Raw genomic sequence first — 22,485 nt, forward strand, 5'->3', positions numbered from 1 at the left:
GACGGCCAAGGGAGGTTTACTTGATGGCTCTTCGACACTTTGGAGCGGCTGCCGCATTTGCAGTCACGGTTGGCATGACGGCTTCGCCGGCGCTGGCTGTGACCGAGATCCAGTGGTGGCACGCGATGACCGGCGCCAACAACGACGTCATCGTCAAGCTCGCCACCGACTTCAACGCGTCGCAGACCGATTACAAGGTCATTCCGACCTACAAGGGCAACTACCCCGACACGATGAACGCCGGCATCGCCGCGTTCCGCGCCGGCAACGCCCCGCACATCATGCAGGTGTTCGAAGTCGGCACCGCGACCATGATGGCCGCGACCGGCGCCGTGAAGCCCGTCTACAAGCTGATGGCCGACGCCGGCGAGAAGTTCGATCCGAAGAACTATCTGTCCGCGATCACCGGCTACTACTCGACGTCGAAGGGCGAAATGCTATCGTTCCCCTTCAACTCGTCCTCGACCGTGATGTGGGTCAACCTCGACGAGCTGAAGAAGGCGAACGTCGAGATCCCGAAGACCTGGCCGGAAACCTTCGCGGCTGCCAAGAAGCTTCACGACAACGGCCATCCGACCTGCGGCTTCTCCGGCTCCTGGGTTACCTGGGTCAATCTCGAGCAGCTGTCCGCCTGGCACAACGTGCCGCTCGCCAGCAAGGCCAACGGCCTCGACGGCTTCGACACCGTGCTCGAGTTCAACGGACCGCTTCAGGTCAAGCACCTCGAGAAGCTGATCGAGCTGCAAAAGGACAAGACCTACGACTATGCCGGCCGCACCAACACCGGCGAAGGCCGCTTCACGTCGGGCGAATGCCCGATCTACCTGACCTCGTCGGCGTTCTTCGGCAACGTCAAGGCACAGGCCAAGTTCGCCTTCACCGCTGTGCCGATGCCGTATTATCCTGACGTCAAGGGCGCGCCGCAGAACTCGATCATCGGCGGTGCCTCGCTCTGGGTCATGGGCGGCAAGTCGGCCGACGAGTACAAGGGCGTCGCGAAGTTCCTGACCTTCCTCTCGGATACCGACCGCCAGGTCTATATCCACAAGGCCTCGGGCTACCTGCCGATCACCAAGGCGGCCTACGCCAAGGCGAAGGAAGAAGGCTTCTACAAGGATCAGCCCTATCTCGAGACCCCCCTGCTCGAGCTGACCAACAAGGAGCCGACCGAGAACTCGCGGGGCTTGCGCCTCGGCAACATGGTGCAGCTGCGTGACGTCTGGTCGGAAGAAATCGAGCAGGCGCTGGCCGGCAAGAAGACCGCCAAGCAGGCGCTCGATGCCGCCGTCGAGCGCGGCAACACGATGCTGCGCCAGTTCGAAAAGACCGCTGTAAAATAAGGCGAAGGCGCCGGCAGGCACCAAGATCTGCCGGCGCCACCCATCATGCAAAAGCAAGCCATTTTCCAATCCAAGCTATTGCCCTACGCGCTGGTTGCGCCGCAGCTCGCGATCGTCCTGATTTTCTTTTATTGGCCGGCCCTGCAGGCGGTGATCCAGTCCTTCCTGCTGCAGGATGCCTTTGGCCTATCGACCACCTTCGTCTGGTTCGAGAACTATATCGATCTCTTCAAGGACCCAGCTTATTTCGAGGCGATCGTCCGGACCTTCCTGTTCTCGTTCGCCATCGCCGTCTCATCGCTGTCCTTTGCGCTGCTGCTCGCCGTCATGGCGGACAAGCCCCTGCGCGGCTCGATGCTCTACCGCACGCTCTTGATCTGGCCCTATGCGGTCGCGCCGCCCGTGGTCGGCGTTCTCTGGATCTTCATGCTGCATCCCTCGCTCGGCGTGCTCTCGCGCTATCTGCGCGCAATGGGCATCGACTGGAATCCGCTGCTCGACGGCGACCAGGCCGCGGCACTGATCATCCTCGCTGCCGCCTGGAAGCAGATCTCCTATAATTTCCTGTTCTTCCTCGCCGGCCTGCAAGCGATCCCGAAGAGCGTGTTCGAGGCCGCCGCGATCGACGGCGCCCGGCCGATGCGGCGGTTCTGGACCGTGACCTTCCCGCTTCTGTCGCCGACGATCTTCTTCCTGCTGGTCGTCAACATCGTCTACGCCTTCTTCGACACCTTCGGCATCATCGACACCATGACGCGCGGCGGTCCCGGCACATCGACGGTGACGCTGGTCTACAAGGTCTATTCCGACGGCCTCCTCGGCGGCAATCTCGGCAGCTCGGCGGCGCAGTCGGTGATCCTGATGGTGATGGTCATCGTGCTGACGGGAATCCAGTTCCGCTTCGTCGAACGCAAGGTCACCTACTGATGGTCGAGGAAGAGGGCTTCCGGCGCTACGTCGCCCATTTCATCCTCTGGATCGGGATCGCGGTCGTCGCGTTTCCGGTCTACATCGCGATCATCGCCTCGACGCAGGACAACGCGCTGATCGCCAACGGGCAGATGTCGCTGCTGCCGGGCGGGCATTTCCTCGAGACCTACTACCAGACCATCTTCGTCGGCACGAGCGGCTCGACCCGCGAGCCCGTCGGCAACATGATGCTGAACTCGCTGGTGATGGCGCTGGCGATCGCGATCGGCAAGATCGCGATCTCGATCATCTCGGCCTACGCGATCGTGTATTTCCGCTTTCCGTTCCGGATGCCGATCTTCTGGATCATCTTCATCACGCTGATGCTGCCGGTCGAGGTGCGCATCTATCCGACTTACAAGATCGTCGCCGACCTCCACATGCTCGACAGCTATGCTGGCCTCGCGCTGCCGCTGATCGCGTCGGCGACGGCGACGTTGCTGTTCCGCCAGTTCTTCATGACCGTGCCGGATGAGCTGCTGGAGGCGTCGCGCATCGACGGCGCCGGCCCGTTGCGCTTCTTCTGGGATACGCTGCTGCCGCTGTCGCGCACCAACATGGCGGCGCTGTTCGTGATCCTCTTCATCCTCGGCTGGAATCAGTATCTCTGGCCGCTGCTGATCACCACGCGCGACGACATGCAGACCATCCAGGTCGGCATCCGCAAGATGATCACCACCACCGACGCGCTGACCGAATGGCCGATCGTGATGGCGACTGCCGTGCTGGCGATGCTGCCGCCGGTGTTCGTCGTCGTCGTGATGCAGAAACTGTTCGTGCGCGGCCTGGTCGAGACCGAGAAGTAAGTGAGTTCTTATGGCTAACGTCACCCTGCACAACGTCCGCAAGACCTATCCCGGCGGCTTCGAGGCCATCAAGGGCGTCAACGTCGATGTGGCCGACGGCCAGTTCTGCGTGCTGGTCGGCCCTTCCGGCTGCGGCAAGTCGACACTGCTGCGCATGGTCGCGGGGCTCGAGACCGTCACCGGCGGCGAGATCGATATCGGCGGACGAATCGTCAACCAGATCGAGCCCGCCGATCGCGACATCGCGATGGTGTTCCAGAACTACGCGCTCTACCCGCATATGAGCGTCTTCAACAACATGGCCTACGGCCTGCGTAACCGCGGCATGAAGGAGGCCGAGGTTAAGACCCGCGTCGACGAGGCCGCGCGCGTGCTCGAGCTCACCTCGATGCTGGATCGCAAGCCGCGCCAGCTCTCCGGCGGCCAGCGCCAGCGCGTCGCCATGGGCCGCGCCATCGTGCGTCAGCCAAAGGTGTTCCTGTTCGACGAGCCGCTCTCCAATCTCGACGCAAAACTGCGCATCGCGATGCGCGTCGAGATCCGCAAATTGCAGCGCCGGCTGAACACGACGTCGATCTACGTCACCCACGACCAATTGGAAGCGATGACGCTCGCCGACATTCTCGTCGTGATGAACGGCGGCCAGGTCGAGCAGGTCGGCAATCCGCTGGCGATCTACGAGAAGCCGGCGACCACTTTCGTCGCCTCCTTCATCGGGGCGCCGCCGATGAACCTGATGTCGATACGCTCCGACGAGATCAAGTCGCAGCTCGGCGGCAGCGCAGCTGAGGCCGGCATCCTCGGCATCCGGCCGGAAGATTTCGTCATCACCGACCAGACGCCCGCCGGCGGCGTCACGCTTCCGCTCACGATCGAAGCCATCGAGCGCGTCGGCGCCGAAACCTTCATCTACGGCTCGCGAGCCCAGGACGAGCAGCGAATCGCCGCCACACCGGGCGAGCTGCCGCCCGGCGAGGTCATCGTCCGCGTTCCCGGAACCGAGGCCCCCGCCATCGGCGCGAAAATCCGCGTCGCAGCGGTACGGGCGAAGCTGCATCTGTTCAGCGGCGACGGGCGGACGCGAATCGAGGCCTGACCGCCTCGGCAGGGGCTCTTCGATCAAACGGCGCGAAAACAACCCCATGCACAGTAGACGGGGTGCTGTTTTCGTTGGGATAAATCGCGCGGCGAACTCGCCGGGCTCCGGACTGCGGCGATCGTCAATGGCCCATCCACAGCCCCCGCTACGTCCTTGAACCGACACGGGGATATGCCCATATTGCTGATCAAGGGGTGCCTCTATGGGCCCTGAAATGCCAAAGTCGCTTCGAGAGGACTTTGTAAACTATGTCTCGTGTTCCTACGTTATCCAGTCCGTTCCTTCTGGGCTTCGATGAGATCGAGCGCGTGCTCGATCGCGTCGTCAAAGGCGCCGACGGTTATCCGCCCTATAATATCGAGCGGTGCGACCGATCTGACGGCCAGCCCGAGCGGCTGCGGATCACGCTGGCGGTCGCCGGATTCACCCGCGATCAACTCGATGTTACCATTGAGGAAAACCAGCTCGTCATTCGCGGGCGTCAGCAGGACGACAAGACCCGGCAATACATCCATCGCGGCATCGCCGCGCGCCACTTCCAGCGCACCTTCGTGCTGGCGGAAGGGATGCTGGTGCTGGGTGCGGATCTGAAGAACGGGCTGCTGTCGGTCGATCTTGCCCGGCCTGAACCGGAGAGGATCGTTAAGACAATCGCTATCAATGAGCACGAATAATGGAACGAGTAGCGGACTCGACCGCTTAGTTTCTGTGAAGGAGTCGAGACCATGAGTGAAGGTCACGTTGCGTTCGAATACGAAGCCAAGAATGTCTCTCCGGAGACGCTGGCAACTCTCGGCGAAGGCCATATCGCCTATGTGAAGCAGATCCGCTCGGAAGACGTGCCGGGCCTGTTTCCCGAAGCGCCGAAAATCGCGCCGGGCCTCAAGCTCTTCGCGCTCCACGCCGCCGACGGCACGCCGATCATGCTGACCGACAGCCGCGAAGCCGCGGTCGCCAACGCCTGGAGCAACGAGCTGCAAGCGGTGAGCGTGCACTGAGCGCGCGCACGTCGCAGGGATAGAGATTCAAGCGGGCATGCCTTTGTGTGAAGGCGTGCCCGTTTTATTTTTGGATGATGGATCGTCTCACGCTTCGCGTCATTGCGAGCGCAGCGAAGCAATCCAGAATCTTTCCGCGGCGAGACTCTGGATTGCTTCGTCGCTTCGCTCCTCGCAATGACGGAGTGTAAGGCTGCAGCGCGCCACTACTCTCGGGTCGGGACGCGGCGCAACGCGCATGCGTTGCTGCGCAGAGCAGGGACCTAGAAGTGATACGGGAAGACGCGGTGACATGGGCCCCGGCTCTGCAGCGCATCGCTTGAGAAGCGCTGCGCTGCGTCCGGGGCACGAAAGCGAGATGCAGCACGCGCTTTCGCAGTCAGCGCGAGATTACGCCGCGGTCGCCGGAGGCAATGCCAGCACCGAATAGATCGCCTGGGCGTCGCGCGAGGCGCGGAGCTTCTTGGCGATGTCCTGGTCGCGCAAGAGGCGGGCGATGCGGGCGAGGGCCTTGAGGTGGTCGGCGCCGGCGCCTTCGGGGGCGAGCAGCAGGAAGACGAGATCGACCGGCTGGCCGTCCATCGCCTCGAAATCGATCGGGCGATCGAGACGCGCGAACAGGCCGAAGATCTTTTCCAGCTTCGGCAGCTTGCCGTGAGGAATGGCGACGCCGTAGCCGACCGCGGTGGTGCCGAGCTTCTCACGCTGCAGCAGCACCTCGAACACCGAGCGCTCGTTCTGTCCGGTCAGCTCGGCAGCCCTGGCCGCCAGCTCCTGGAGCGCCTGCTTCTTGCTGTTGACCTTTAATGCAGGGAGAATCGCCTCGGGCGCGACCAGATCGGTAATCGGCATGGATGGTTTCCGAGGTGAATTAAACCGTCAGGTTCCGAATTGGCCTGCTCAGTCGAACTGAGCCGGGCCGGCGTCAAGAAGGTGAAGCAGGAGGAGGACTTAGCCCAAGTCCCGTTAGGTCCTGATGTGGGGCGCTTCTACTCCAACGCAATCCCGGTGCCAACTCCCGCGTGCGGCTTTGCCACGGCCATTATTAAGGGCTGCGGATCGTACGGGGTGGTGTTCCGGCCTTAACCGCCCGACTTGCCATCCGCCTGGTCTGTTTTGGCTCCGGGCGGATCGATCCAGCCCACATTGCCGTCGGCCCGGCGGTAGATGATGTTCACCCGGCCGCTGGAACCATGCTGGAATACCAGGCAGGGTGCCCCGCTGAGGTCGAGTTCCATGACGGCCTCGCTGACCGACAGCTGCTTCAGGGAGGTGGTGGCCTCGGCGATGATCACGGGGCTGTAGCCGGTGACCTCCTCCTCGTCCTCACCCTCGCCTGGGGCTTCCAGCACGTAGCTCGTCGCGTCCATGGCGGCGAGCGCGGCGGAGGCGACATGGGCCTTTCGGGCCGAGCGGTCCTTGAGCCGGCTCTTGTAGCGCTTGAGCCGCCTCTCGATCATCACCAGGGCCTGGTCGGCGCTGGCATAGGCGTCCGCCGCGTTCGAATCGGCCTCCAGCGTGATCCCCGAATCGAGATGCAGGGCACAGTCGGTGCGGAAGCCGAAGCCGTCCTTGCTGAGCGTGATGTGGCCGGAATAATTGCCGTCGAAATATTTGCGCAGGACCTCTTCAGTCCGGTCGGAGACGCGGCCGCGCAGGGCCTCGCCGACGCTGACGCTCTTGCCCGAAACCCGAAGAGTCATGTGATGCCTCGCTTGGTTTGATCGCCTAGCTTGGATCGGTCGCGATAGGGGGGATGAGAGTAGCGCGATTTCGCGCCAGCGCAATCAGGCCGGCTCGGTGTTGCGGGAGCGATCGGACATTGCGGTGGAGATGACGTTACCAAGAGCGCTCTGCTTGTCGCGGCGGCGTTGCACCGAGGACGGAATGCGCATGGCTTCGCGGTACTTCGCGACCGTGCGGCGGGCAATATCAATGCCCGAGGCCCGCAACCGTTCCACGATGGTGTCATCCGACAGGATCGCGGCCGGCGCTTCCGAATCGATCAGTTGCTTGATGTGGTGACGCACGGCTTCGGCCGAATGCGCCTCGCCGCCGTCGGCCGAGGCGATCGACGCCGTGAAGAAATATTTCAACTCGAATGTGCCGCGATTTGTCGCCATGTATTTGTTGGCGGTGACGCGCGACACCGTGGATTCGTGCATCTGGATGGCGTCGGCGACGGCCTTCAGATTCAGTGGCCGCAGGTGCGCCACGCCGTGCGTGAAGAAGCCGTCCTGCTGGCGCACGATCTCGGTTGCAACTTTCAGGATGGTGCGGGCGCGCTGGTCGAGCGCGCGCACCAGCCAGGTCGCGTTCTGCAGCGCGTCGGTGAAATAGGATTTGTCGCCGTCCTTGCCGATCTTCTTCGACAGCTCGGAATAGTAGGTCTGGTTGACCAGCACGCGCGGCAAGGTGTCGCTGTTGAGCTCGACATGCCAGCCGCCGTCGGGACCCGGGCGGACGTAGACGTCGGGCACCATGGTCTGGAGCCGCGCCGTGCCGAACTTCATGCCGGGCTTGGGATTGAGGCGGCGGATCTCGCCGATCATGTCGGCGATGTCCTCGTCGTCGACGCCGCAGATCTTGCGCAGGCCGGCGATGTCACGCTTGGCAAGCAGATCGAGATGCTCGACGAGGGCCTGCATCGCGGGGTCGTAACGGTCGAGCTCGCGAAGCTGGATCGCCAGGCATTCACTCAAATTGCGTGCGCAGACGCCGGGAGGATCGAATTTCTGCAGCACCGCGAGGACGTCGTCGACGGCCTGCTGCGATGCACCAAGGCGCTCCGCGGCCTGGCCGAGATCGGGCGGCAGGTAGCCGGCCTCGTCGACGAGGTCGATCAGGTACTGGCCGATCATCCGCTGCGCCGGCCCGGCAAAGGCCACCGCGAGCTGCTCGGCGAGATGGTCGCCAAGCGTTGTCTCGGCTGCGACAAAAGCTTCAAGATTGTAGTCTTCGTCACCGGAAGCACCGCCGCCCCATTCCGTATAGGTGGTCGGCGCGGCGTCCTGCGCGGTGCGAGCTGCGGCCTCGGCCGGCTCCTCGGAGAAAACGTTGTCCAGGCCCGTGTCCAGGGTCTGCTCGATCTCGGCGCGGGTGCCGAGATCCTTGCTCATCCATTCTTCCTGGCCCGGCTCGAACGCCTCGCCCGGACCGCCGCCCGGCTCGTCGCTGCCACCGCCGCCGAAATCGTCGTGATCCCCGTACTGGCCGGCCTCGGCCGGCGCTTCACCCGCAGGGGGCTCGTCGTTGGCCCGTTCCAGCAGCGGGTTTCGCTCGAGTTCCTCTTCCACGAAGGTCGTGAGATCGAGATTGGACAGCTGCAGCAGCTTGATCGCCTGCATCAGCTGCGGCGTCATGACCAGCGACTGCGATTGTCGGAACTCTAATCTCTGCGTGAGCGCCATGAAGCAAGAACCGATCCCAAAAGTTGGTCCGATTTTTGCTTATCCTAGTCTGAGCCCGATGTACACGCCTTGACGAAACGCAAAAAAGGGCTAGAGGCGGAATTCCTCGCCAAGGTAAAGGCGGCGAACGTCCGGATCCGCGACGATCTCATCCGGACTGCCCTCGGTCAAGATTTCCCCGGCATAGACGATATAGGCACGGTCGGTGAGGCCGAGCGTCTCGCGCACATTGTGGTCGGTGATCAGCACGCCGATGCCGCGATTGGTGAGGTGGCGGACGAGATCCTGAATGTCGCCGACGGCGATCGGATCGATGCCTGCGAAGGGCTCGTCGAGCAGCATGTAGTTCGGACGCGTCGCCAGCGCGCGCGCGATCTCGACGCGGCGGCGCTCACCGCCTGACAGTGCGATCGAGGGCGATTTCCGCAGGCGCGTGATGTTGAATTCGTCGAGCAGCGAATCGAGTTGCTTCTCGCGCTGCTTGCGCGAGGGCTCGACCACTTCGAGCACGGCGCGGATGTTCTGCTCGACCGTGAGGCCACGGAAGATCGAGGCTTCCTGCGGCAGATAGCCGATGCCGAGCCGGGCGCGCTGATACATCGGCAGCTTGGTGACGTCGTGGCCGTCGAGCTCGATCGCGCCGCGATCGGGCTTGATCAGGCCGGTGATCATATAAAACACGGTGGTCTTGCCGGCGCCGTTCGGGCCGAGCAGACCGACCGCTTCGCCGCGGCGCACATAGATGCTGACGCCGCGCACCACCTGGCGGCTGCCGAAACTCTTTTCCACGCTATGCACAGCCAGGAAGCCCGGCCGCTTCAGCAACTGCGGCCCGCCGGCGCCGTTGGACCGGCTGGCGGCCCTGACGGGCTGAGGCGCCTGGGCCCGCGGCGGCTCCGCCTGGAACTGGTCGGGCGCATGCATCGGCTGGTCACGGGCGATCGGCGGCGCGTCCCTGACAGGGCTGGCCACGAGACCGCCGATGCCGTCACCGAGCGCGGTGATGTCCTGACGCGCAAATCCTTGCCGGCCGCGTTTGGCGGGGCGCCGACGGAACATGCTGAAAAGATCGACCATCCCCGCCTTCTAGCTTTGCGCGGTGCTCGCGCGACCTGCCGCGGCGGCTACACGATTCGCCGACGCAGCCTGAGTGAACGGATGTCTCATGCCCAGTGAAACACGCCCGAAAAGCGGCAAAGCCCGCTTCGAAAGCCCTGTGCGGTAAATACAGTCTCGCCGGGCAAGCTTCAACCTCGGATCGGGAGAACCTGCCCCAAGTCGTTGAATTCGCTTTCCGAATTTACTTTTGTTTGGCTGCGCCAGGCAGTTGCAGAGGCGGAGCTGGGGCGGGCTTGCCCGGACCACCTGGCCCGCAATCGCTGCCGCCACCCTGCGGCAGCAGCGCCTGCACCCTGCCGCTGTCGGATTCCACCCGCGACACGCCTGTCGTCATGTCGACCATCAGCCGGTCGCCGCGCAGCACGTTCTTGCACTGCGTCAGGACCACGCCGCCGAGCATGGTGATGAGATTGGTCTTGGTGTCGAACACGGCGGTCTCGCCCGTCACCACCTGGTCCTTCTGGGTGACCACGACATTGCCGCGCGCCTCCAGCCGCTTGATCGAGGAGCTGCCGCCCGGGCCCGGCTGCGCCGATTGCATCGGAGCCGTCTTCGCGCCCTTTGCCGGGGCGGCCGCGGGCTGCGGCGCGGCGGGCTTGTCGCCGCCCGATTCGTAGAACACCACCAGCGTCTTCGAGGTCATGGTGGTGTCGCCCTGGATGACCTTCACGTTGCCGGAGAAGGTCGCCTCCTTCTTCTTGTCGCGCATCTCGAGCGAAGCGGCCTCGATCTGGATCGGCTGATCGCGGTTCTGCGAAAAGCCCTGCATCGCATTGGGCACGCCCTGCATGGAGCCTTGCGCGCGCGCCGAGCCCGTTGCGAGCAGCACGAGGCTGACGACGAGCGCGACATGGCCGATACCAGCGCCGCGCGGAAAAGGCTTCATCATGAAAATCATCTTGAATTGGCAGACTTGTTCTGTGGCGTGCGTGTCTTCGCCGGCTGTGCGGGCTCGGCCGGTGCAGGCTGAGCAGCGGGGTCGTCCAGCTTGTCCAGATGCATCACCACATTGCCTTCGAAACGAATGACATCGCCGCCTTCCGTGATGCGCAGCCGATCGGCGGTCAGCGTGCCGTTGGTCAGCTTGACGTCGACATGTTCATCCGACGAGACCGTGCCCTTGCCCATGTCGACGAAGGCCGAGTTCAGCCGCGCCTCGTAGCCGGACGAGGTGCGCAGGAAGATGTCCTTGTGCAGGTCGAGCTGCTGCTGCTTGTTGTCGAAGCGGCCATTGCGGGCGTCGAGCAGCAGGGTGGATTTGTCTTCCATCAGCACCTTCGAGCGCAGGTCGGCGAGATCGACATGGTCGGGATCGGTGATGTCCTGTGTCGCGGTCTTGGCCCAGAGCTCGTAGGGCCGCTGGTCCGGTGTGAAGCCGGACATGTGCGGCGATTCCATCGTGATCTTGGTGCCTGTCACCACGAGGTTTCCCGCATCGAGCTTCACGGGGATCTGGAAGGGATTGAGGAAGGTCGAGACGGCAACAATCGCGGCCATGGACGCGGCCACCGTCACCGGCACCGCAACGCGCAGAATCCGGACCAGGCGGCTGTGGCGCGCCGCGCTGGCGAACTTCGCCGCAAGCGCGGCGTCGTAGGTTGGAAACTGGGCCGAATTCACCGCTGCTCCAGGGTGTCGCTCGCCTTTGCGAGGCGATGGTGCCTCATTGTACCCGCGACCCGCGCAATATGCAGCCGCGACAGGCCGTTACGAAAGTGACCGAAACGGGGCGGCTGGCCCACCCTAACCGCCGGATGAGGGCTCAGGAATGCGCGAAAATGTCCTCTTCCTCCCAGCCCTGCAGGTCGAGCAGGCAGCGGGTCGGCAGGAAGTCGAAACAGGCCTTGGCCAGCGCGGTGCGGCCTTCCCGGACCAGCATGGCATCGAGCCGCTCGCGCAGGGCGTGCAGATGCAGCACGTCGGAGGCGGCGTAGGCGAGCTGCGGCTCGGTCAGGCTGTCGGAACCCCAGTCGCTGGATTGCTGCTGCTTGGAGAGGTCGACGTTGAGCACCTCGCGCACGAGGTCCTTGAGGCCATGGCGGTCGGTATAGGTGCGGACGAGGCGCGAGGCGATCTTGGTGCAGTAGATCGGCCCGGTCATGACGCCGAAGGTCTGGTACAGCACCGCAACGTCGAACCGCGCAAAGTGGAAGATCTTGGTGATCGCTGGATTGGCCAGCAGCGCCTTCAGGTTCGGCGCGTCGGTGTGACCCTGGGGAATCTGCACCACGTCGGCGCTGCCGTCGCCGGGAGAGAGCTGCACCACGCAGAGCCGGTCGCGGTGCGGGTTCAGCCCCATGGTCTCGGTGTCGATCGCCACCGCATTGGTGTAGCGGGACAGGTCGGGCAAATCGCCGCGATGCAGGCGTACGGTCATGCGTGTCAAAACCTCGGGTGGAATTGGTCTGTCGGCATCATAGGCTAACCGGATCGCCCGCGATGTAGCCACTGGCGGCGGCCCGCGCAAGCGCCGGCTGTTCTCCGCCGGGCGCGGTCAGATCGCCGCCAGCATGATGCAGATCATCGCGGCGACCGTGATCCGGCTGGCGCCGTCGCGGAAGGTGTAGAGAATCGGATCGTCGGGCATCTCGCGGCGATGCGCCATCATCAGGGCGCGGCCGAACCAGTAGAGCAGCAGCGGGTTGAGCAGCCACAGCATCCAGGGCCGGCTGTAGAGCGGCGTCACTGCCGACGACGAGACGTAGAGCGAGAACACCGTCACCGCGTTCATGGCGCTCGCCGCCGCCATCGCGCCGATGATGTGCAAATCGGTGACGCGATAGTCGCGGTTGGAGGGATCGGCGAGGCCGGCGCTCTCGCGCATGCTGAGCTCGCTGAAGCGCTTGATCAGAGCGAGCGAGGTGAACACGAACAGCGAGAAGATCAGCAGCCATTCCGACAGCACGACGCCAACGCCAACCGCGCCGGCGATGATGCGCAGCGTATAGAGGCCGGCCAGCGTGACGACGTCGACCAGCATCTTGCGCTTGAGCATGAGCGAATAGGCGACGGTGGTGGCGAGATAGGCGCCGAGCACGCCAAGGAACAACGGCGAGATGCAGAGGCCGGCCGCGGCCGCGAACAGCCACAGCGCGGGGATCGCCCAGAGCGCCGAGGAGATCGGCAAATCGCCGGCCGCGAGCGCGCGATGGCGCTTGGTCGGATGCTGCCTGTCCGCGGCGAGATCCAGGAGATCGTTCATCAGATAGGCGCCGGACGCACAGGCCGAGAACGCCAGGAACGCCAGCAGCGCGTAGCCGAGCGTCGCGAGATTCAGCTGATGCGCGGTGATGACAGGCACGAACACCAGCGTGTTCTTGGCGTATTGATAGACCCGCAGCGCCTTGGCCCAGGTCTTGAGGCTCGCAACGTCGCCGCCGCCGCTCCGGATGCGATCGATGGAGCCGCGATCGAACGGCAGCTTGTCGCCTGCAGCGAGATCGGCCGGTGCGACGATGCCGTCGAAGCCGAGATGCGCGGCGATGCCCGTCGCATGCCGGGCAAAGCGGCCGGCGACCAGATAGATCTTCTCGCCACGCGCCCGCGCCGCGAGCGCCTGGTTCAGCACATTCGGGTCATACGGCAGATGCGCGTAGTCGATCTCGGCCTGCGCCAGCACATCGCCGAACGCCGCCATGCCCCGCGCGCGCAGGCCCGAAAAGGAGCGGCCGACATCGGCGAACAGCGCCTCATAGGCAAGTTCGGAACGCAGCAATCCGCCTTCGAGATCGACGACCAGCGTCCGGGCGGCCACCGCACTTGCCGACGGCGCGGACGCGCCAGAATCGTACTGCCGGGCAGGCTGCTCCATCCGAAAACGCTCTGACTTGCCGCAAAATGACCGGCTCCAAGGCCGGGGAGCAGGGAAATGGACGGCCGCGAGCCTAATTGGCATTCGCTAAGGGCGGCTTAACCGGGGGGTGGGAGCAGCGCAGGTCCGGGGTGGAAAACCATCGCGGAGCGGCGAAAACGCCGCCTCGGAGCCCGCGCAGCCCGTTGCCCGGAATGGCCGCGCCCGCCTTCACCAGCCGACGCGCATTCCGACGCGGCCCCCCAATCCGCCGCCGTTGGTGCCATAGGTCAGGCCGCCGCTGGCCTGCACGTTCTCGCTGACGCGGAGCGCCGCGCTCATGGAGAGCGCATTGGTGTTCTGAAACGTGCCCCAGTTCATGCTCATCGCGATCTTTTCAGACGGCATCAGCCACGGCGAGCCGGACATCGCAAAGGCCATCGCGACACCGTTGATCGCCTTGCTGGTCCGGCCGTCGAGGTCATTGAGGCGGGCATTGATGCCGGCGAGCTGGCTGTTGATGCCCGCGACATCCGCGGGGCTCGCGAACCCGAGCGCGCTGAGCGAGGTGGCCGCGAGATTGCCGGCCGCGTCCGTGGTGACGAGCTGCACCGGTCCGGACTGCGCGGCCGTGCTCGCGGCCGAGGCGACGCCGGACATCGTGTAGGTATTGCTCGCGGTGCCGTAGACCTGCTGGTTCGCGCGCGTCGCGGTCGCGCCATTGCCGATCGCGGTGGAATTCGCGAAGGTTGCGGAGGCGCCATTGCCGAAGGCCGAGGAATTCGCGCCGGTGGCGTTGGAGCCGTTGCCCACTGCGGTGTTCGCGACACCGTTTCCGCTCGCGTTGGCGCCGTTGCCGACCGCAATGTTGAAGCTGCCGGCGCCGCTGGCATTGGATTGCGTGCCGTTCGCAATATTCCTCGAATTGGCGCCACTGGCATTCGCCAGATAGCCGGTCGCCGCGTTGGAGCTGTTGGCGCCATATGCGATGGCGGCGTTGCCGGTGGCGACGTTATAGCTTCCGGATCCGCTCGCGTTGGTGTTCAAGCCGGTCGCGATATTGATGCTGTTGTCGCCGGTCGCGTTCGAGTTGCCGCCGGACGCAATGTTGGCGCTGCCGTTGCCGTAGGCGTTGGCGTTGTTCCCCGTCGCGGTGTTGGCGCTGGCGTCGCCGTAGGCCTTGGCGCCAAACCCGTTCGCAAGATTTCTGCTGTTGTTCCCGGAGGCATTGGAACTGCGCCCGGTCGCCACGTTCCTGCTGCCGTCTCCGTTGGCCAGGGCGTTCAACCCGGACGCAAGATTGCCGCTGTTGTTGCCACTGGCGTTGGCCCCGGCGCCGGTCGCGATATTGTTGCTGTTGTCACCGCTGGCCTGCGCGTTGTTTCCGGACGCCATGTTTTTACTGCCTTCACCGCTGGCGATGGCTCCCGTCCCGGTCGCGCTATTGGAACTGTTGTTGCCGCTGGCGTTGGCATTGTTTCCCGTCGCAATATTGGAGCTGCTGTCGCCGCTGGCGTTGGAGCCGGCACCGATCGCGGAGTTGTTGCTGCCCGCGCCGCCAGCGGAAGCGGAGGGCCCGCAGGCAAAATTGCTCCCTGATCCGGCGGCCGTAGCGCCTTGATCAGACGCGGCACCATCCACACACAGGAACTGAGCCTGGGCTTTCGGCGCAGCTGCGCAAGCTACGATGACGGCAACCAGCGCCGTTGCGAGGGAAGCGGTGACTCGCGCTCGCAATGAAATCGTCATGTTCATCCTCCCAACCCCGTCTTCCAAGCTTGCGACCGGCAAGGGGGCACAGGAAGAATGAAGACCCCAGTCGCTTCCAGCCCCGGCCCGCCACGACGTCAACGTAGTTGACGCTCCCGCGACACTCAAAGCATGCGAGCTGCGGTTTGGGGAAGTCTCAGGGCTTACCAAGGCTCGCACAGCACTCGGTCCTCCCATGTTCATGGGGGGCGGCCGGATGCCCCGGCTTCTCAGTCGGCGCACTCTTTTTGGTGAGAAGCCGGGCGGTCAAGGCCGCCAGTCTGTTGCACGGAACCCACAACCCGGCGCGAGCTTCATGTTCCCGAGGGGTTTATGCCCTGCGCCCGGTGGAAAGCGGCGCGCTCGACCCCATCTGCCAGTTTCTCTCCCCCGATCGCCATGAATCGAGACCCATGACCGAACAGACGCTTGCTGCGCCGATCGACGATCAACCGGACCGCCAGCGCGGTTTTTCACGCTACCAGGTGCTCCTCGTCGCGCTGCTCGCGTTCGCGCAGTTCACTATCATCCTCGATTTCATCATCATGTCGCCGCTCGGCGCCATCCTGATGCCTTCGCTCGACATCACGGCCGGGCAATTCGGCGTTGCGGTGTCGGCCTACGCGTTCAGCGCCGGGCTATCGGGCATCCTGGCCGCCGGCTTTGCCGACCGGTTCGATCGCAAGCGCCTGCTGCTGTTCTTCTATGTCGGCTTCACGCTCGGGACCCTGCTCTGCGCCGCCGCGCAGACTTACCATGTGCTGCTGCTCGGCAGGATCGTGACCGGATTGTTCGGCGGCGTGATCGGCTCGGTCGTGCTCGCCATCGTCACCGATTTGTTTCCGTTGCACCTGCGCGGGCGTGTGATGGGCTTCGTGCAGACCGCATTCGCCGCGAGCCAGGTGCTCGGCGTTCCGGCCGGACTGTTTCTCGCCAATCACTGGAGCTGGCATGCCTGCTTTTTTGCAATCGTCGGCCTGTCGATCGTCACGATCGCAATCATCGCCTTCGCGATGGAGCCGGTCGACGCGCATCTGAAGCTGAAGCAGGACAAGAACCCGTTCCACCATCTGGTCGCGACCGTCGGCGAGCCGCGCTACACGCTGGCCTTCGCCGTTACGACCTTGCTCGCGACCGGCGGCTACATGATCATGCCGTACTCCAGCGCCTTCACCGTGAACAACGTCGGCATCGACATCGTGCATCTGCCGACGATCTATCTCGTCTCCGGCCTGTTCAGCATCGTCACGGGGCCGCTGGTTGGCCGCGCCAGCGACGCCTTCGGCAAATATCCGACCTTCGTGTTCGGCTGCGCGATGACCATCGTCATGGTACTGATCTACACCCATCTCGGCCACGTCTCGCTCGCGACAGCGATCGCCGTCAACGTGCTGATGTTCGTCGGCATCTTCTCGCGCATGATCCCGTCGCAGGCGCTGATCTCGGCGATCCCCGATCCCAGCCAGCGCGGATCATTCAGCGCGGTCAGCGCATCGCTGCAGCAGCTTTCCGGCGGGCTCGGCTCGGTGCTTGCGGCTGCGATCATCTCGCAACAACCGGACGGCTCGCTGCTGCACTTCGAGCGGATCGGCTATGTCGTCGTCGCGACGACGCTCATCACGCTGGTCGCGATGTATTTCGTGCAGAAGTCGGTGGCGGAGCGGGCGGGGAAGAGCGTGGTGTGAAGGGCGACAACAGCTCCTCTTCCACATTCAGGTGAACCAACGTTGGGCCTTCGATGACCAAGGTTGCATGTATCACCTGTTGGTCGAAAATCTCGTAAGTCAGGTCAAGGCGCATTCAAGGGCATTGATTGGAGAAGGCGTAGCCGAAGCCGCATACCCCCTCGCTTCCCCTTCCCACTTGCCGTCCGGCCCTTCCGCCACACCCGCCGGTGTACCGTCTCGCTGAGCTTCATTTGCACGCAGTGGCAGTGCGTTCCCTATTTTCGATGCGCCGAACGGAGATCTCCAATGAAGCTCAAACTTGCCGCCGCGATGCTCGCCGCAAGCCTCCCGCTCGCATCGATGGCTTTCGCCCAGGGCACCGCGCCAGCCGACCTTGCGGTGATCGATGCCTGCCTGAAGACCGCGGAGAAAACCGGCGGTTTCGGCGGCGCGTGCGTCGGGCTCGTCGCCGACCCCTGCATCAAAGCGGCAAAGGGCGCGAATGACGACGTCGCCAAATGGAAAGCCTGCGCGGCGCGCGAACTCGCCATTTGGACGCAGAAAACAAGTGAGGCGCTCAAGAAGGTTCAGGCCGGCGGGTTCACCGACGTGATCCAGGCGGTCAATGACTCGCAGAAAACGTTCGCCGCGTCGCGTGATCGCTTTTGCGCGGTCTTCGACAAAATCGAGCCCGGCATGTACCCGGGCGACGCGAGCTACTGCCGCCTGCGCGAGACCGCGAACCACTCGCTGAGCCTGATCAAGCTCGGCGCTGCGGTCAATGAGCACTGAGACCTCTTGGGCGCTTGGGGTCACCAGCTTTGCCGACCTTTTCCCACATAGCCACGACGGCTTCGGCCGCGAGCGCGGTGGACGTCGTTCATAGCTTACCTGGCATCCGGGCAATGGCTGTCGGCGCGTAGCGCTTGCCTGAGCGACCGACGAGGCCAGCCGCCTCCAGTTCGCCTGCGATCTCAGTCGACGCAACGAGCGACATAGGCCATTCGGTAAGCCAAGAGCGCTGTACCTCGGTCTTGCGTACCGGTCAGCAGCTCAAACTCCCTGCAAATGAGCGATTTCAATCGCTTGAGCAGGAGATGGTGCCCAGGAAAGGACTCGAACCTTCACGGCCGTTAAGCCACTGGCACCTGAAGCCAGCGCGTCTACCAATTCCACCACCTGGGCATGCCGTTTGGGGCACGGAGGCGGTTACTAAGGTTCGGTGACGCGGTTGTCAAATCATGAGTAGGGATGCGGATTGCGCATCGCAAACCGGCCCGATACAAGCCTGATAACACGTGCTCTTCCCCAGGAATGGACCCAGGATCAGATCCCATGGCATCGAATTCGGAAACTCTCGTCACGGTTTTCGGCGGATCGGGGTTTTTGGGCCGGAATGTCGTCCGCGCGCTGTGCCGGCGGGATTACCGGGTCCGTGCTGCAGTGCGGCGGCCGGAATTGGCCGGATACCTCCAGCCCTCGGGCAAGGTCGGGCAGGTCCACGTCGTGCAGGCCAATTTGCGCTATCCGGCCTCGGTCGAGGCGACGCTGCGTGATTCGGATGTCGTGATCAACCTGGTCGGCATCCTCGCCGAGGGTGGCGCGCAGAGCTTCGACGCCGTCCAGGCCAAGGGCGCCGAGACCGTCGCCAAGGCGGCCGCGGCCATTGGCGCCCGGATGGTGCATGTCTCGGCGATCGGCGCCGATGCGGAATCGCCCTCAGCCTACGCGCGCGCCAAGGCGGCCGGCGAGCAGGCGGTCATGGCGGCGGTGCCGTCGGCCACGATCTTCCGTCCCTCGGTCGTATTCGGCCCCGAGGACCAGTTCACCAACCGCTTCGCCGCGCTGGCCCGGATGTCGCCGGTGATGCCGCTGATCGGCGGTGAGACGAAGATGCAGCCGGTCTATGTCGGCGACGTCGCCACCGCGATCGCGGATGCCGTCGACGGCAAGGCCAAGGCGGGCGCCACCTACGAGCTCGGCGGGCCGGAAGTGCTGACCATGCGCGAGATCATCGAGGCCATCCTCGAGATCACCGATCGCAAGCCGATGCTGGTGCCCCTGCCGTTCGGCCTCGCCCGCTTCAAGGCCGCCTTCCTGCAATTCGCGCCGGGCATGCTGAAGCTGACGCCGGACCAGGTCACGCTGCTTCAGCGCGACAATGTCGTGTCGGATGCGGCAAAGGCCGCAGGCCTGACGCTTGAAGGACTTGGCATCGCCGCCGATTCGCTGGAAGCGATCGCCCCGCAATATCTCTGGCGCTTCCGCCCCCAGGGCCAATTCCAGCGCAAGAGCGCGTAGCACCTCCATGCCGTCATGGCCGGGCTTGTCCCGGCCATCCACGTCTTTGTTAACGCGGATGCCGACAACGTGGATGCCCGGCACAAGGCCGGGCATGACGAGACTGTGGTGCAAGCCGCAAGAACATTAAAACTTCAGCTTCTTGAACACCGCTTCCGGCAGCGTCTTGATGATCAGCATCACGAGGCGCCATTTGCCGCTGACGTAGACGACGTCGCTCTTGTTCTCGACGGCGCTGAGGATCGCGCCGCCCACGACGGGCGCATCCACGGTGAGCGGACCGATCAGCTTCATGCCCTCAGTCATCCTGGTACGGACGAAGCCCGGCTTCACCGTGACGACGTGAACGCCGCCGCGGCTCGCGCGCGCGCGCAGGCCTGAGAGAAACGCGGAGAAGCCTGCTTTCGCCGAGCCGTAGACATAGTTCGAGGCGCGGCCGCGATCGCCGGCAACCGAGGACACGCCGACGATCGTGCCGGTGCCGCGCGCCAGGAGTTTTTCGGCGAACAGGCCCAGGATCAGCGACGGGCCTTCATAGTTCGAACGCATGATCGTGGTGGCGTGGGCGAGATCGCTCTCGGCGTTCTCCTGCACACCCAGCAAGCCGACGATCGAGATGACGACGTCAGGTAGCGCCGGAAGCCCGTTCACGAATCCCTCGAACGAGGCGGTGTCGAGCACATCGAACTTGTAGAGACCAACAACGACATCGTAACGCGCGCGCAGATCCGCGGCGTCTGGCTCCAGCGCGGCGACATCGCGGCCGGCGAGGGCGACATCGTATCCGGCCTTGGCAAAGGCGCGCGCGGCGGCGCGGCCGATGTCGGAGGAGCCACCGAGCACAATTACGGTCTTGCGTGACGTCACGGCTTAAACCTCATCGAACAGGCGTTGTGAAAGTTTCGAGCGAATGTTTCCGGCAGGATCGAGCGATCTGCGAATCGCGTTGAAGCGTTGCAGGGCCGGATAGCCGGCCTCGAACGTCGCGCGCGACTGGCGCGCGTCCTTGGCGAGATAGAGCCGTCCGCCGGCGGCGACGACGAGGTGGTCGATCTCGTCGAGGAAGTTCATGATGTCGCCCTTCACCGGAAAATCCAGCGCCAGCGTATAGCCGGGCAACGGAAACGACAGGATGCCGTCGCCCTGGCCGAGCTTCTTGAGCACCGCGAGGAAGGACGCATCGCCGCGCGCTGCGACCCGGCCCAGGATCTCGCCGAGCACGGCGCGGGCACCAGCTTGCGGAATCACGCATTGATGCTGAAGAAAGCCGCGTCGTCCATAGATGCGATTCCAGTCGGCGATAGCGTCGAGCGGAAAGAAATAGGGATAGAGCGAAACCACATGACTGCCGCCGGCGCGCCGCGCGCCCATGCGGTAGTAGAGCTCGTTGAAGGCGCGGACGCTGGTGCGATTCAACGTCATCGCCGGCAGGTCGAAGGGCACGGCGAGACCGGGATTTTTGCCAGAAGGAAACACATCGATGCCTTCAGCGAGCTCGCCTCTGCCCGCGTGCTCGCCGAGATAGATCAGTGAGCGGCCGAGATCGCGCCCTCGCGCCGCGCAATCGATCCACGCCACCGAATAGGTTGATGAATCGCCAGCGTCGAGCGCGCCCATCGCCGCATCGAGATCGGATGCGGAGATCACCCGCTCGCGAATCCAACCGGTCTCGACGGTGCGCAGCCGCATCGTCGCTTCGAGAATGATTCCGGTGAGGCCCATGCCGCCGATGGTCGCGAAAAACGCATCGGAATTCTCCTCGCGCGAGGCCTCGATGGTCTCGCCCTGCCCGGTGCGCAGCAGGATGCTGTCGACGTACCGGCCGAAGCCGCCCTCGCAATGATGGTTCTTGCCGTGCACATCGGCCGCGATGGCGCCGCCGACTGACACGAAGCGCGTGCCGGGAACGACGAACGGGAGAAAGCCGCGCGGACCAAACGTGTCGATCAGATCCGACAGCAGCACGCCGGCCTCGAGGCGAATACGCCCGGTCACGGGATCGAACGACCTGACCCGGTCGAAGCCCGTCATGGCGACGGTTCTGACGGCACCGATCGCGGCATCGCCATAGGCGCGGCCGTTGCCCCTCGCCACGGAGCCGGTCACCACGGCTTCGCCCACGGCCTCGAACGACCGCGGCCGCAGGAGTTCACTATCGACGACCGGGAAACGTCCCCAGCCGCTGACGAGGGTCATGGTTCAGCTCCTGTGCAGGGCACGCGCCTTTCGTTGGAAACTGCCTACCAGTCAAAAGCTTATATTGCGTTGAAGGCTTGGTGGAAAAGCGTAGCCCGGGCCTGAAGCTCAATGTCCCAGCGCCAGCGCGATCAGGCCGAGGGTGCCGACGATGACGCGCCACCAGGCGAACACCACGAAGCCGTGGCGGGTGACGTAGGACAGGAAAGTCTTCACCACGATGATCGCGGTGATGAACGACACAACGAAGCCGATCGCGACGACGCCCATGTGGTCCATCGTCATCTCGGAGCGGTTCTTGTAGAAGTCGTAGGCGAACGCGCCGATCATGGTGGGAATGGCGAGGAAGAACGAGAACTCCGCCGCGGCGCGCTTGTCGGCCCCCAGGAACATCGCCGCGACGATGCTGGCGCCGGAGCGCGACACGCCCGGGATCATCGCGATGCACTGCGCGATACCAATATAGAGATACATCAGCAGCGGAAAGCGGGTGGCGTCATGCTCGCGCGCCTTGAGATCGAGCCGGTCCACCCACAACAGGATGGCGCCGCCGACGATCAGCGAGAAACAGACGACCCACGGATTGAACAGCAGGCTCTTGATGTATTTGCCGGCGACGAGGCCGACGATCACCGCGGGCAGGAAAGCCACCAGCACGCCGATCACGAAGCGGCGCGCATCGGCATCGCCGGTGACCATGCCGATCGCGACGTCCCACAATTTCTTGAAGTACAGCACGACGATCGCAAGGATCGCGCCGAGCTGGATCAGAACCGTAAACGAATCCCAGAACGCGCCTTCGCCGAGATGGAAGAAACGCTCCGCAAGCAGCAGGTGGCCGGTCGAGGAAACGGGAAGGAACTCGGTCACACCCTCGATGATGCCGAGGATCACTGCCCGTATTGCGTCTGACATATTTACGGTCCATTTCCGCTGGAAAAGCGGGTTCTTCTCGCCTATTCCCCCCAATGCTGCAATCGCAAAATGCGACGTCCCGCCCTTGCTTCGCGGTTTTGAAGGACTAGTGTGGCGCCGCACAAA

Annotated in this window: 22 protein-coding genes and 1 tRNA gene; 10 read left to right on the top strand and 13 right to left on the bottom strand. The window is 64.1% G+C overall.

Going from position 1 to position 22,485, the window contains the following annotated elements:
- The first annotated feature begins 23 nt into the window (after window positions 1–23).
- The 6 genes from ugpB to FNV92_RS00540 all read left to right on the top strand — a co-directional run bounded on the left by ugpB (window position 24) and on the right by FNV92_RS00540 (window position 5,212).
- Window positions 24–1,340: a sn-glycerol-3-phosphate ABC transporter substrate-binding protein UgpB gene (gene ugpB, locus FNV92_RS00515; protein ID WP_143842646.1), complete on the top strand. Its 1,317-nt coding sequence runs from the start codon at window positions 24–26 to the stop codon at window positions 1,338–1,340.
- Window positions 1,341–1,385: 45 nt separating this feature from the next.
- Complete coding sequence (gene ugpA / locus FNV92_RS00520) at window positions 1,386–2,267, top strand: sn-glycerol-3-phosphate ABC transporter permease UgpA (protein ID WP_014438746.1); 882 nt, start codon at window positions 1,386–1,388, stop codon at window positions 2,265–2,267.
- Window positions 2,267–3,115, top strand: a complete 849-nt coding sequence (gene ugpE, locus FNV92_RS00525; protein WP_014438747.1) for a sn-glycerol-3-phosphate ABC transporter permease UgpE — start codon at window positions 2,267–2,269, stop codon at window positions 3,113–3,115. Before ugpA ends, ugpE begins: the two co-directional genes overlap by 1 nt.
- A 10-nt stretch (window positions 3,116–3,125) precedes the next feature.
- Window positions 3,126–4,211, top strand: coding sequence for a sn-glycerol-3-phosphate import ATP-binding protein UgpC (locus FNV92_RS00530; RefSeq protein WP_143842645.1), 1,086 nt, complete (start codon window positions 3,126–3,128; stop codon window positions 4,209–4,211).
- Between the two features lie 251 nt (window positions 4,212–4,462).
- Complete coding sequence (locus FNV92_RS00535) at window positions 4,463–4,888, top strand: Hsp20 family protein (RefSeq protein WP_014438749.1); 426 nt, start codon at window positions 4,463–4,465, stop codon at window positions 4,886–4,888.
- Window positions 4,889–4,939: 51 nt separating this feature from the next.
- Complete coding sequence (locus FNV92_RS00540; RefSeq protein ID WP_011083553.1) at window positions 4,940–5,212, top strand: BQ00720 family protein; 273 nt, start codon at window positions 4,940–4,942, stop codon at window positions 5,210–5,212.
- A 390-nt stretch (window positions 5,213–5,602) separates the two neighbouring features.
- On the opposite strand, the gene ptsN is transcribed toward FNV92_RS00540, so the two are convergent.
- The 9 genes from ptsN to FNV92_RS00585 form a co-directional block, all read right to left on the bottom strand.
- The gene (ptsN, locus tag FNV92_RS00545; protein WP_014438750.1) at window positions 5,603–6,064 is read right to left on the bottom strand and encodes a PTS IIA-like nitrogen regulatory protein PtsN; all 462 of its coding nucleotides are present in this window, start codon (window positions 6,062–6,064) and stop codon (window positions 5,603–5,605) included.
- 230 nt (window positions 6,065–6,294) lie between these two features.
- Complete coding sequence (hpf, locus tag FNV92_RS00550; RefSeq protein ID WP_143842644.1) at window positions 6,295–6,915, bottom strand: ribosome hibernation-promoting factor, HPF/YfiA family; 621 nt, start codon at window positions 6,913–6,915, stop codon at window positions 6,295–6,297.
- 84 nt (window positions 6,916–6,999) lie between these two features.
- Complete coding sequence (gene rpoN, locus FNV92_RS00555) at window positions 7,000–8,622, bottom strand: RNA polymerase factor sigma-54 (protein ID WP_014438752.1); 1,623 nt, start codon at window positions 8,620–8,622, stop codon at window positions 7,000–7,002.
- A 90-nt stretch (window positions 8,623–8,712) separates the two neighbouring features.
- Window positions 8,713–9,699, bottom strand: a complete 987-nt coding sequence (lptB, locus tag FNV92_RS00560; protein ID WP_143842643.1) for an LPS export ABC transporter ATP-binding protein — start codon at window positions 9,697–9,699, stop codon at window positions 8,713–8,715.
- 223 nt (window positions 9,700–9,922) lie between these two features.
- Window positions 9,923–10,639 (bottom strand): LptA/OstA family protein, encoded by a 717-nt coding sequence (locus tag FNV92_RS00565; RefSeq protein WP_143842642.1) that lies wholly within the window; start codon window positions 10,637–10,639, stop codon window positions 9,923–9,925.
- The gene (lptC, locus tag FNV92_RS00570; protein WP_143842641.1) at window positions 10,636–11,361 is read right to left on the bottom strand and encodes an LPS export ABC transporter periplasmic protein LptC; all 726 of its coding nucleotides are present in this window, start codon (window positions 11,359–11,361) and stop codon (window positions 10,636–10,638) included. Before lptC ends, FNV92_RS00565 begins: the two co-directional genes overlap by 4 nt.
- Window positions 11,362–11,503: 142 nt before the next feature.
- Window positions 11,504–12,118 (bottom strand): ribonuclease D, encoded by a 615-nt coding sequence (locus FNV92_RS00575; protein WP_143842640.1) that lies wholly within the window; start codon window positions 12,116–12,118, stop codon window positions 11,504–11,506.
- Between the two features lie 117 nt (window positions 12,119–12,235).
- Window positions 12,236–13,552: a UbiA family prenyltransferase gene (locus FNV92_RS00580; RefSeq protein WP_143842639.1), complete on the bottom strand. Its 1,317-nt coding sequence runs from the start codon at window positions 13,550–13,552 to the stop codon at window positions 12,236–12,238.
- 210 nt (window positions 13,553–13,762) lie between these two features.
- A complete protein-coding gene (locus FNV92_RS00585) occupies window positions 13,763–14,782 on the bottom strand; it encodes a hypothetical protein (RefSeq protein ID WP_244623785.1) in 1,020 nt (339 codons plus the stop codon).
- On the opposite strand from FNV92_RS00585, the gene FNV92_RS00590 reads away from it, so the two are divergent.
- From FNV92_RS00590 to FNV92_RS00600, 3 genes are all read left to right on the top strand, one after another.
- A complete protein-coding gene (locus FNV92_RS00590) occupies window positions 14,760–15,152 on the top strand; it encodes a hypothetical protein (RefSeq protein ID WP_244623784.1) in 393 nt (130 codons plus the stop codon). The two genes, FNV92_RS00585 and FNV92_RS00590, sit on opposite strands and share 23 nt — an antisense overlap.
- 541 nt (window positions 15,153–15,693) lie before the next feature.
- On the top strand, window positions 15,694–16,965 hold the full coding sequence (locus FNV92_RS00595) for an MFS transporter (RefSeq protein WP_014438760.1): 1,272 nt from the start codon (window positions 15,694–15,696) through the stop codon (window positions 16,963–16,965).
- A gap of 288 nt (window positions 16,966–17,253) precedes the next feature.
- Window positions 17,254–17,739, top strand: coding sequence for a lysozyme inhibitor LprI family protein (locus tag FNV92_RS00600; RefSeq protein WP_143842636.1), 486 nt, complete (start codon window positions 17,254–17,256; stop codon window positions 17,737–17,739).
- 306 nt (window positions 17,740–18,045) lie between these two features.
- On the opposite strand, the gene FNV92_RS00605 is transcribed toward FNV92_RS00600, so the two are convergent.
- Window positions 18,046–18,132: transfer RNA gene (locus tag FNV92_RS00605), tRNA-Leu, on the bottom strand.
- Between the two features lie 150 nt (window positions 18,133–18,282).
- Here FNV92_RS00605 and FNV92_RS00610 point away from each other — a divergent pair.
- Window positions 18,283–19,248: a complex I NDUFA9 subunit family protein gene (locus FNV92_RS00610; protein WP_143842635.1), complete on the top strand. Its 966-nt coding sequence runs from the start codon at window positions 18,283–18,285 to the stop codon at window positions 19,246–19,248.
- A gap of 126 nt (window positions 19,249–19,374) precedes the next feature.
- Here the strand turns inward: FNV92_RS00610 and FNV92_RS00615 are convergent, their stop codons facing one another.
- The 3 genes from FNV92_RS00615 to FNV92_RS00625 form a co-directional block, all read right to left on the bottom strand.
- Window positions 19,375–20,115: an SDR family oxidoreductase gene (locus FNV92_RS00615; RefSeq protein WP_143842634.1), complete on the bottom strand. Its 741-nt coding sequence runs from the start codon at window positions 20,113–20,115 to the stop codon at window positions 19,375–19,377.
- Between the two features lie 3 nt (window positions 20,116–20,118).
- On the bottom strand, window positions 20,119–21,444 hold the full coding sequence (locus tag FNV92_RS00620; RefSeq protein ID WP_143842633.1) for an FAD-binding oxidoreductase: 1,326 nt from the start codon (window positions 21,442–21,444) through the stop codon (window positions 20,119–20,121).
- 108 nt (window positions 21,445–21,552) lie between these two features.
- On the bottom strand, window positions 21,553–22,359 hold the full coding sequence (locus FNV92_RS00625) for an undecaprenyl-diphosphate phosphatase (RefSeq protein WP_143842632.1): 807 nt from the start codon (window positions 22,357–22,359) through the stop codon (window positions 21,553–21,555).
- Window positions 22,360–22,485: the final 126 nt, after the last annotated feature.

The sequence above is a fragment of the Bradyrhizobium cosmicum genome (genome assembly GCF_007290395.2).
In the GTDB taxonomy this organism is placed as follows: domain Bacteria; phylum Pseudomonadota; class Alphaproteobacteria; order Rhizobiales; family Xanthobacteraceae; genus Bradyrhizobium; species Bradyrhizobium cosmicum.

Coding starts and splice junctions, on each gene's coding strand:
- ugpB (WP_143842646.1), top strand. CDS start 24: ATGGCTCTTCGACACTTTGGAGCGGCTGCCGCATTTGCAGTCACGGTT.
- ugpA (WP_014438746.1), top strand. CDS start 1,386: ATGCAAAAGCAAGCCATTTTCCAATCCAAGCTATTGCCCTACGCGCTG.
- ugpE (WP_014438747.1), top strand. CDS start 2,267: ATGGTCGAGGAAGAGGGCTTCCGGCGCTACGTCGCCCATTTCATCCTC.
- FNV92_RS00530 (WP_143842645.1), top strand. CDS start 3,126: ATGGCTAACGTCACCCTGCACAACGTCCGCAAGACCTATCCCGGCGGC.
- FNV92_RS00535 (WP_014438749.1), top strand. CDS start 4,463: ATGTCTCGTGTTCCTACGTTATCCAGTCCGTTCCTTCTGGGCTTCGAT.
- FNV92_RS00540 (WP_011083553.1), top strand. CDS start 4,940: ATGAGTGAAGGTCACGTTGCGTTCGAATACGAAGCCAAGAATGTCTCT.
- ptsN (WP_014438750.1), bottom strand. CDS start 6,064: ATGCCGATTACCGATCTGGTCGCGCCCGAGGCGATTCTCCCTGCATTA.
- hpf (WP_143842644.1), bottom strand. CDS start 6,915: ATGACTCTTCGGGTTTCGGGCAAGAGCGTCAGCGTCGGCGAGGCCCTG.
- rpoN (WP_014438752.1), bottom strand. CDS start 8,622: ATGGCGCTCACGCAGAGATTAGAGTTCCGACAATCGCAGTCGCTGGTC.
- lptB (WP_143842643.1), bottom strand. CDS start 9,699: ATGGTCGATCTTTTCAGCATGTTCCGTCGGCGCCCCGCCAAACGCGGC.
- FNV92_RS00565 (WP_143842642.1), bottom strand. CDS start 10,639: ATGATTTTCATGATGAAGCCTTTTCCGCGCGGCGCTGGTATCGGCCAT.
- FNV92_RS00575 (WP_143842640.1), bottom strand. CDS start 12,118: ATGACCGTACGCCTGCATCGCGGCGATTTGCCCGACCTGTCCCGCTAC.
- FNV92_RS00580 (WP_143842639.1), bottom strand. CDS start 13,552: ATGGAGCAGCCTGCCCGGCAGTACGATTCTGGCGCGTCCGCGCCGTCG.
- FNV92_RS00595 (WP_014438760.1), top strand. CDS start 15,694: ATGACCGAACAGACGCTTGCTGCGCCGATCGACGATCAACCGGACCGC.
- FNV92_RS00600 (WP_143842636.1), top strand. CDS start 17,254: ATGAAGCTCAAACTTGCCGCCGCGATGCTCGCCGCAAGCCTCCCGCTC.
- FNV92_RS00610 (WP_143842635.1), top strand. CDS start 18,283: ATGGCATCGAATTCGGAAACTCTCGTCACGGTTTTCGGCGGATCGGGG.
- FNV92_RS00620 (WP_143842633.1), bottom strand. CDS start 21,444: ATGACCCTCGTCAGCGGCTGGGGACGTTTCCCGGTCGTCGATAGTGAA.
- FNV92_RS00625 (WP_143842632.1), bottom strand. CDS start 22,359: ATGTCAGACGCAATACGGGCAGTGATCCTCGGCATCATCGAGGGTGTG.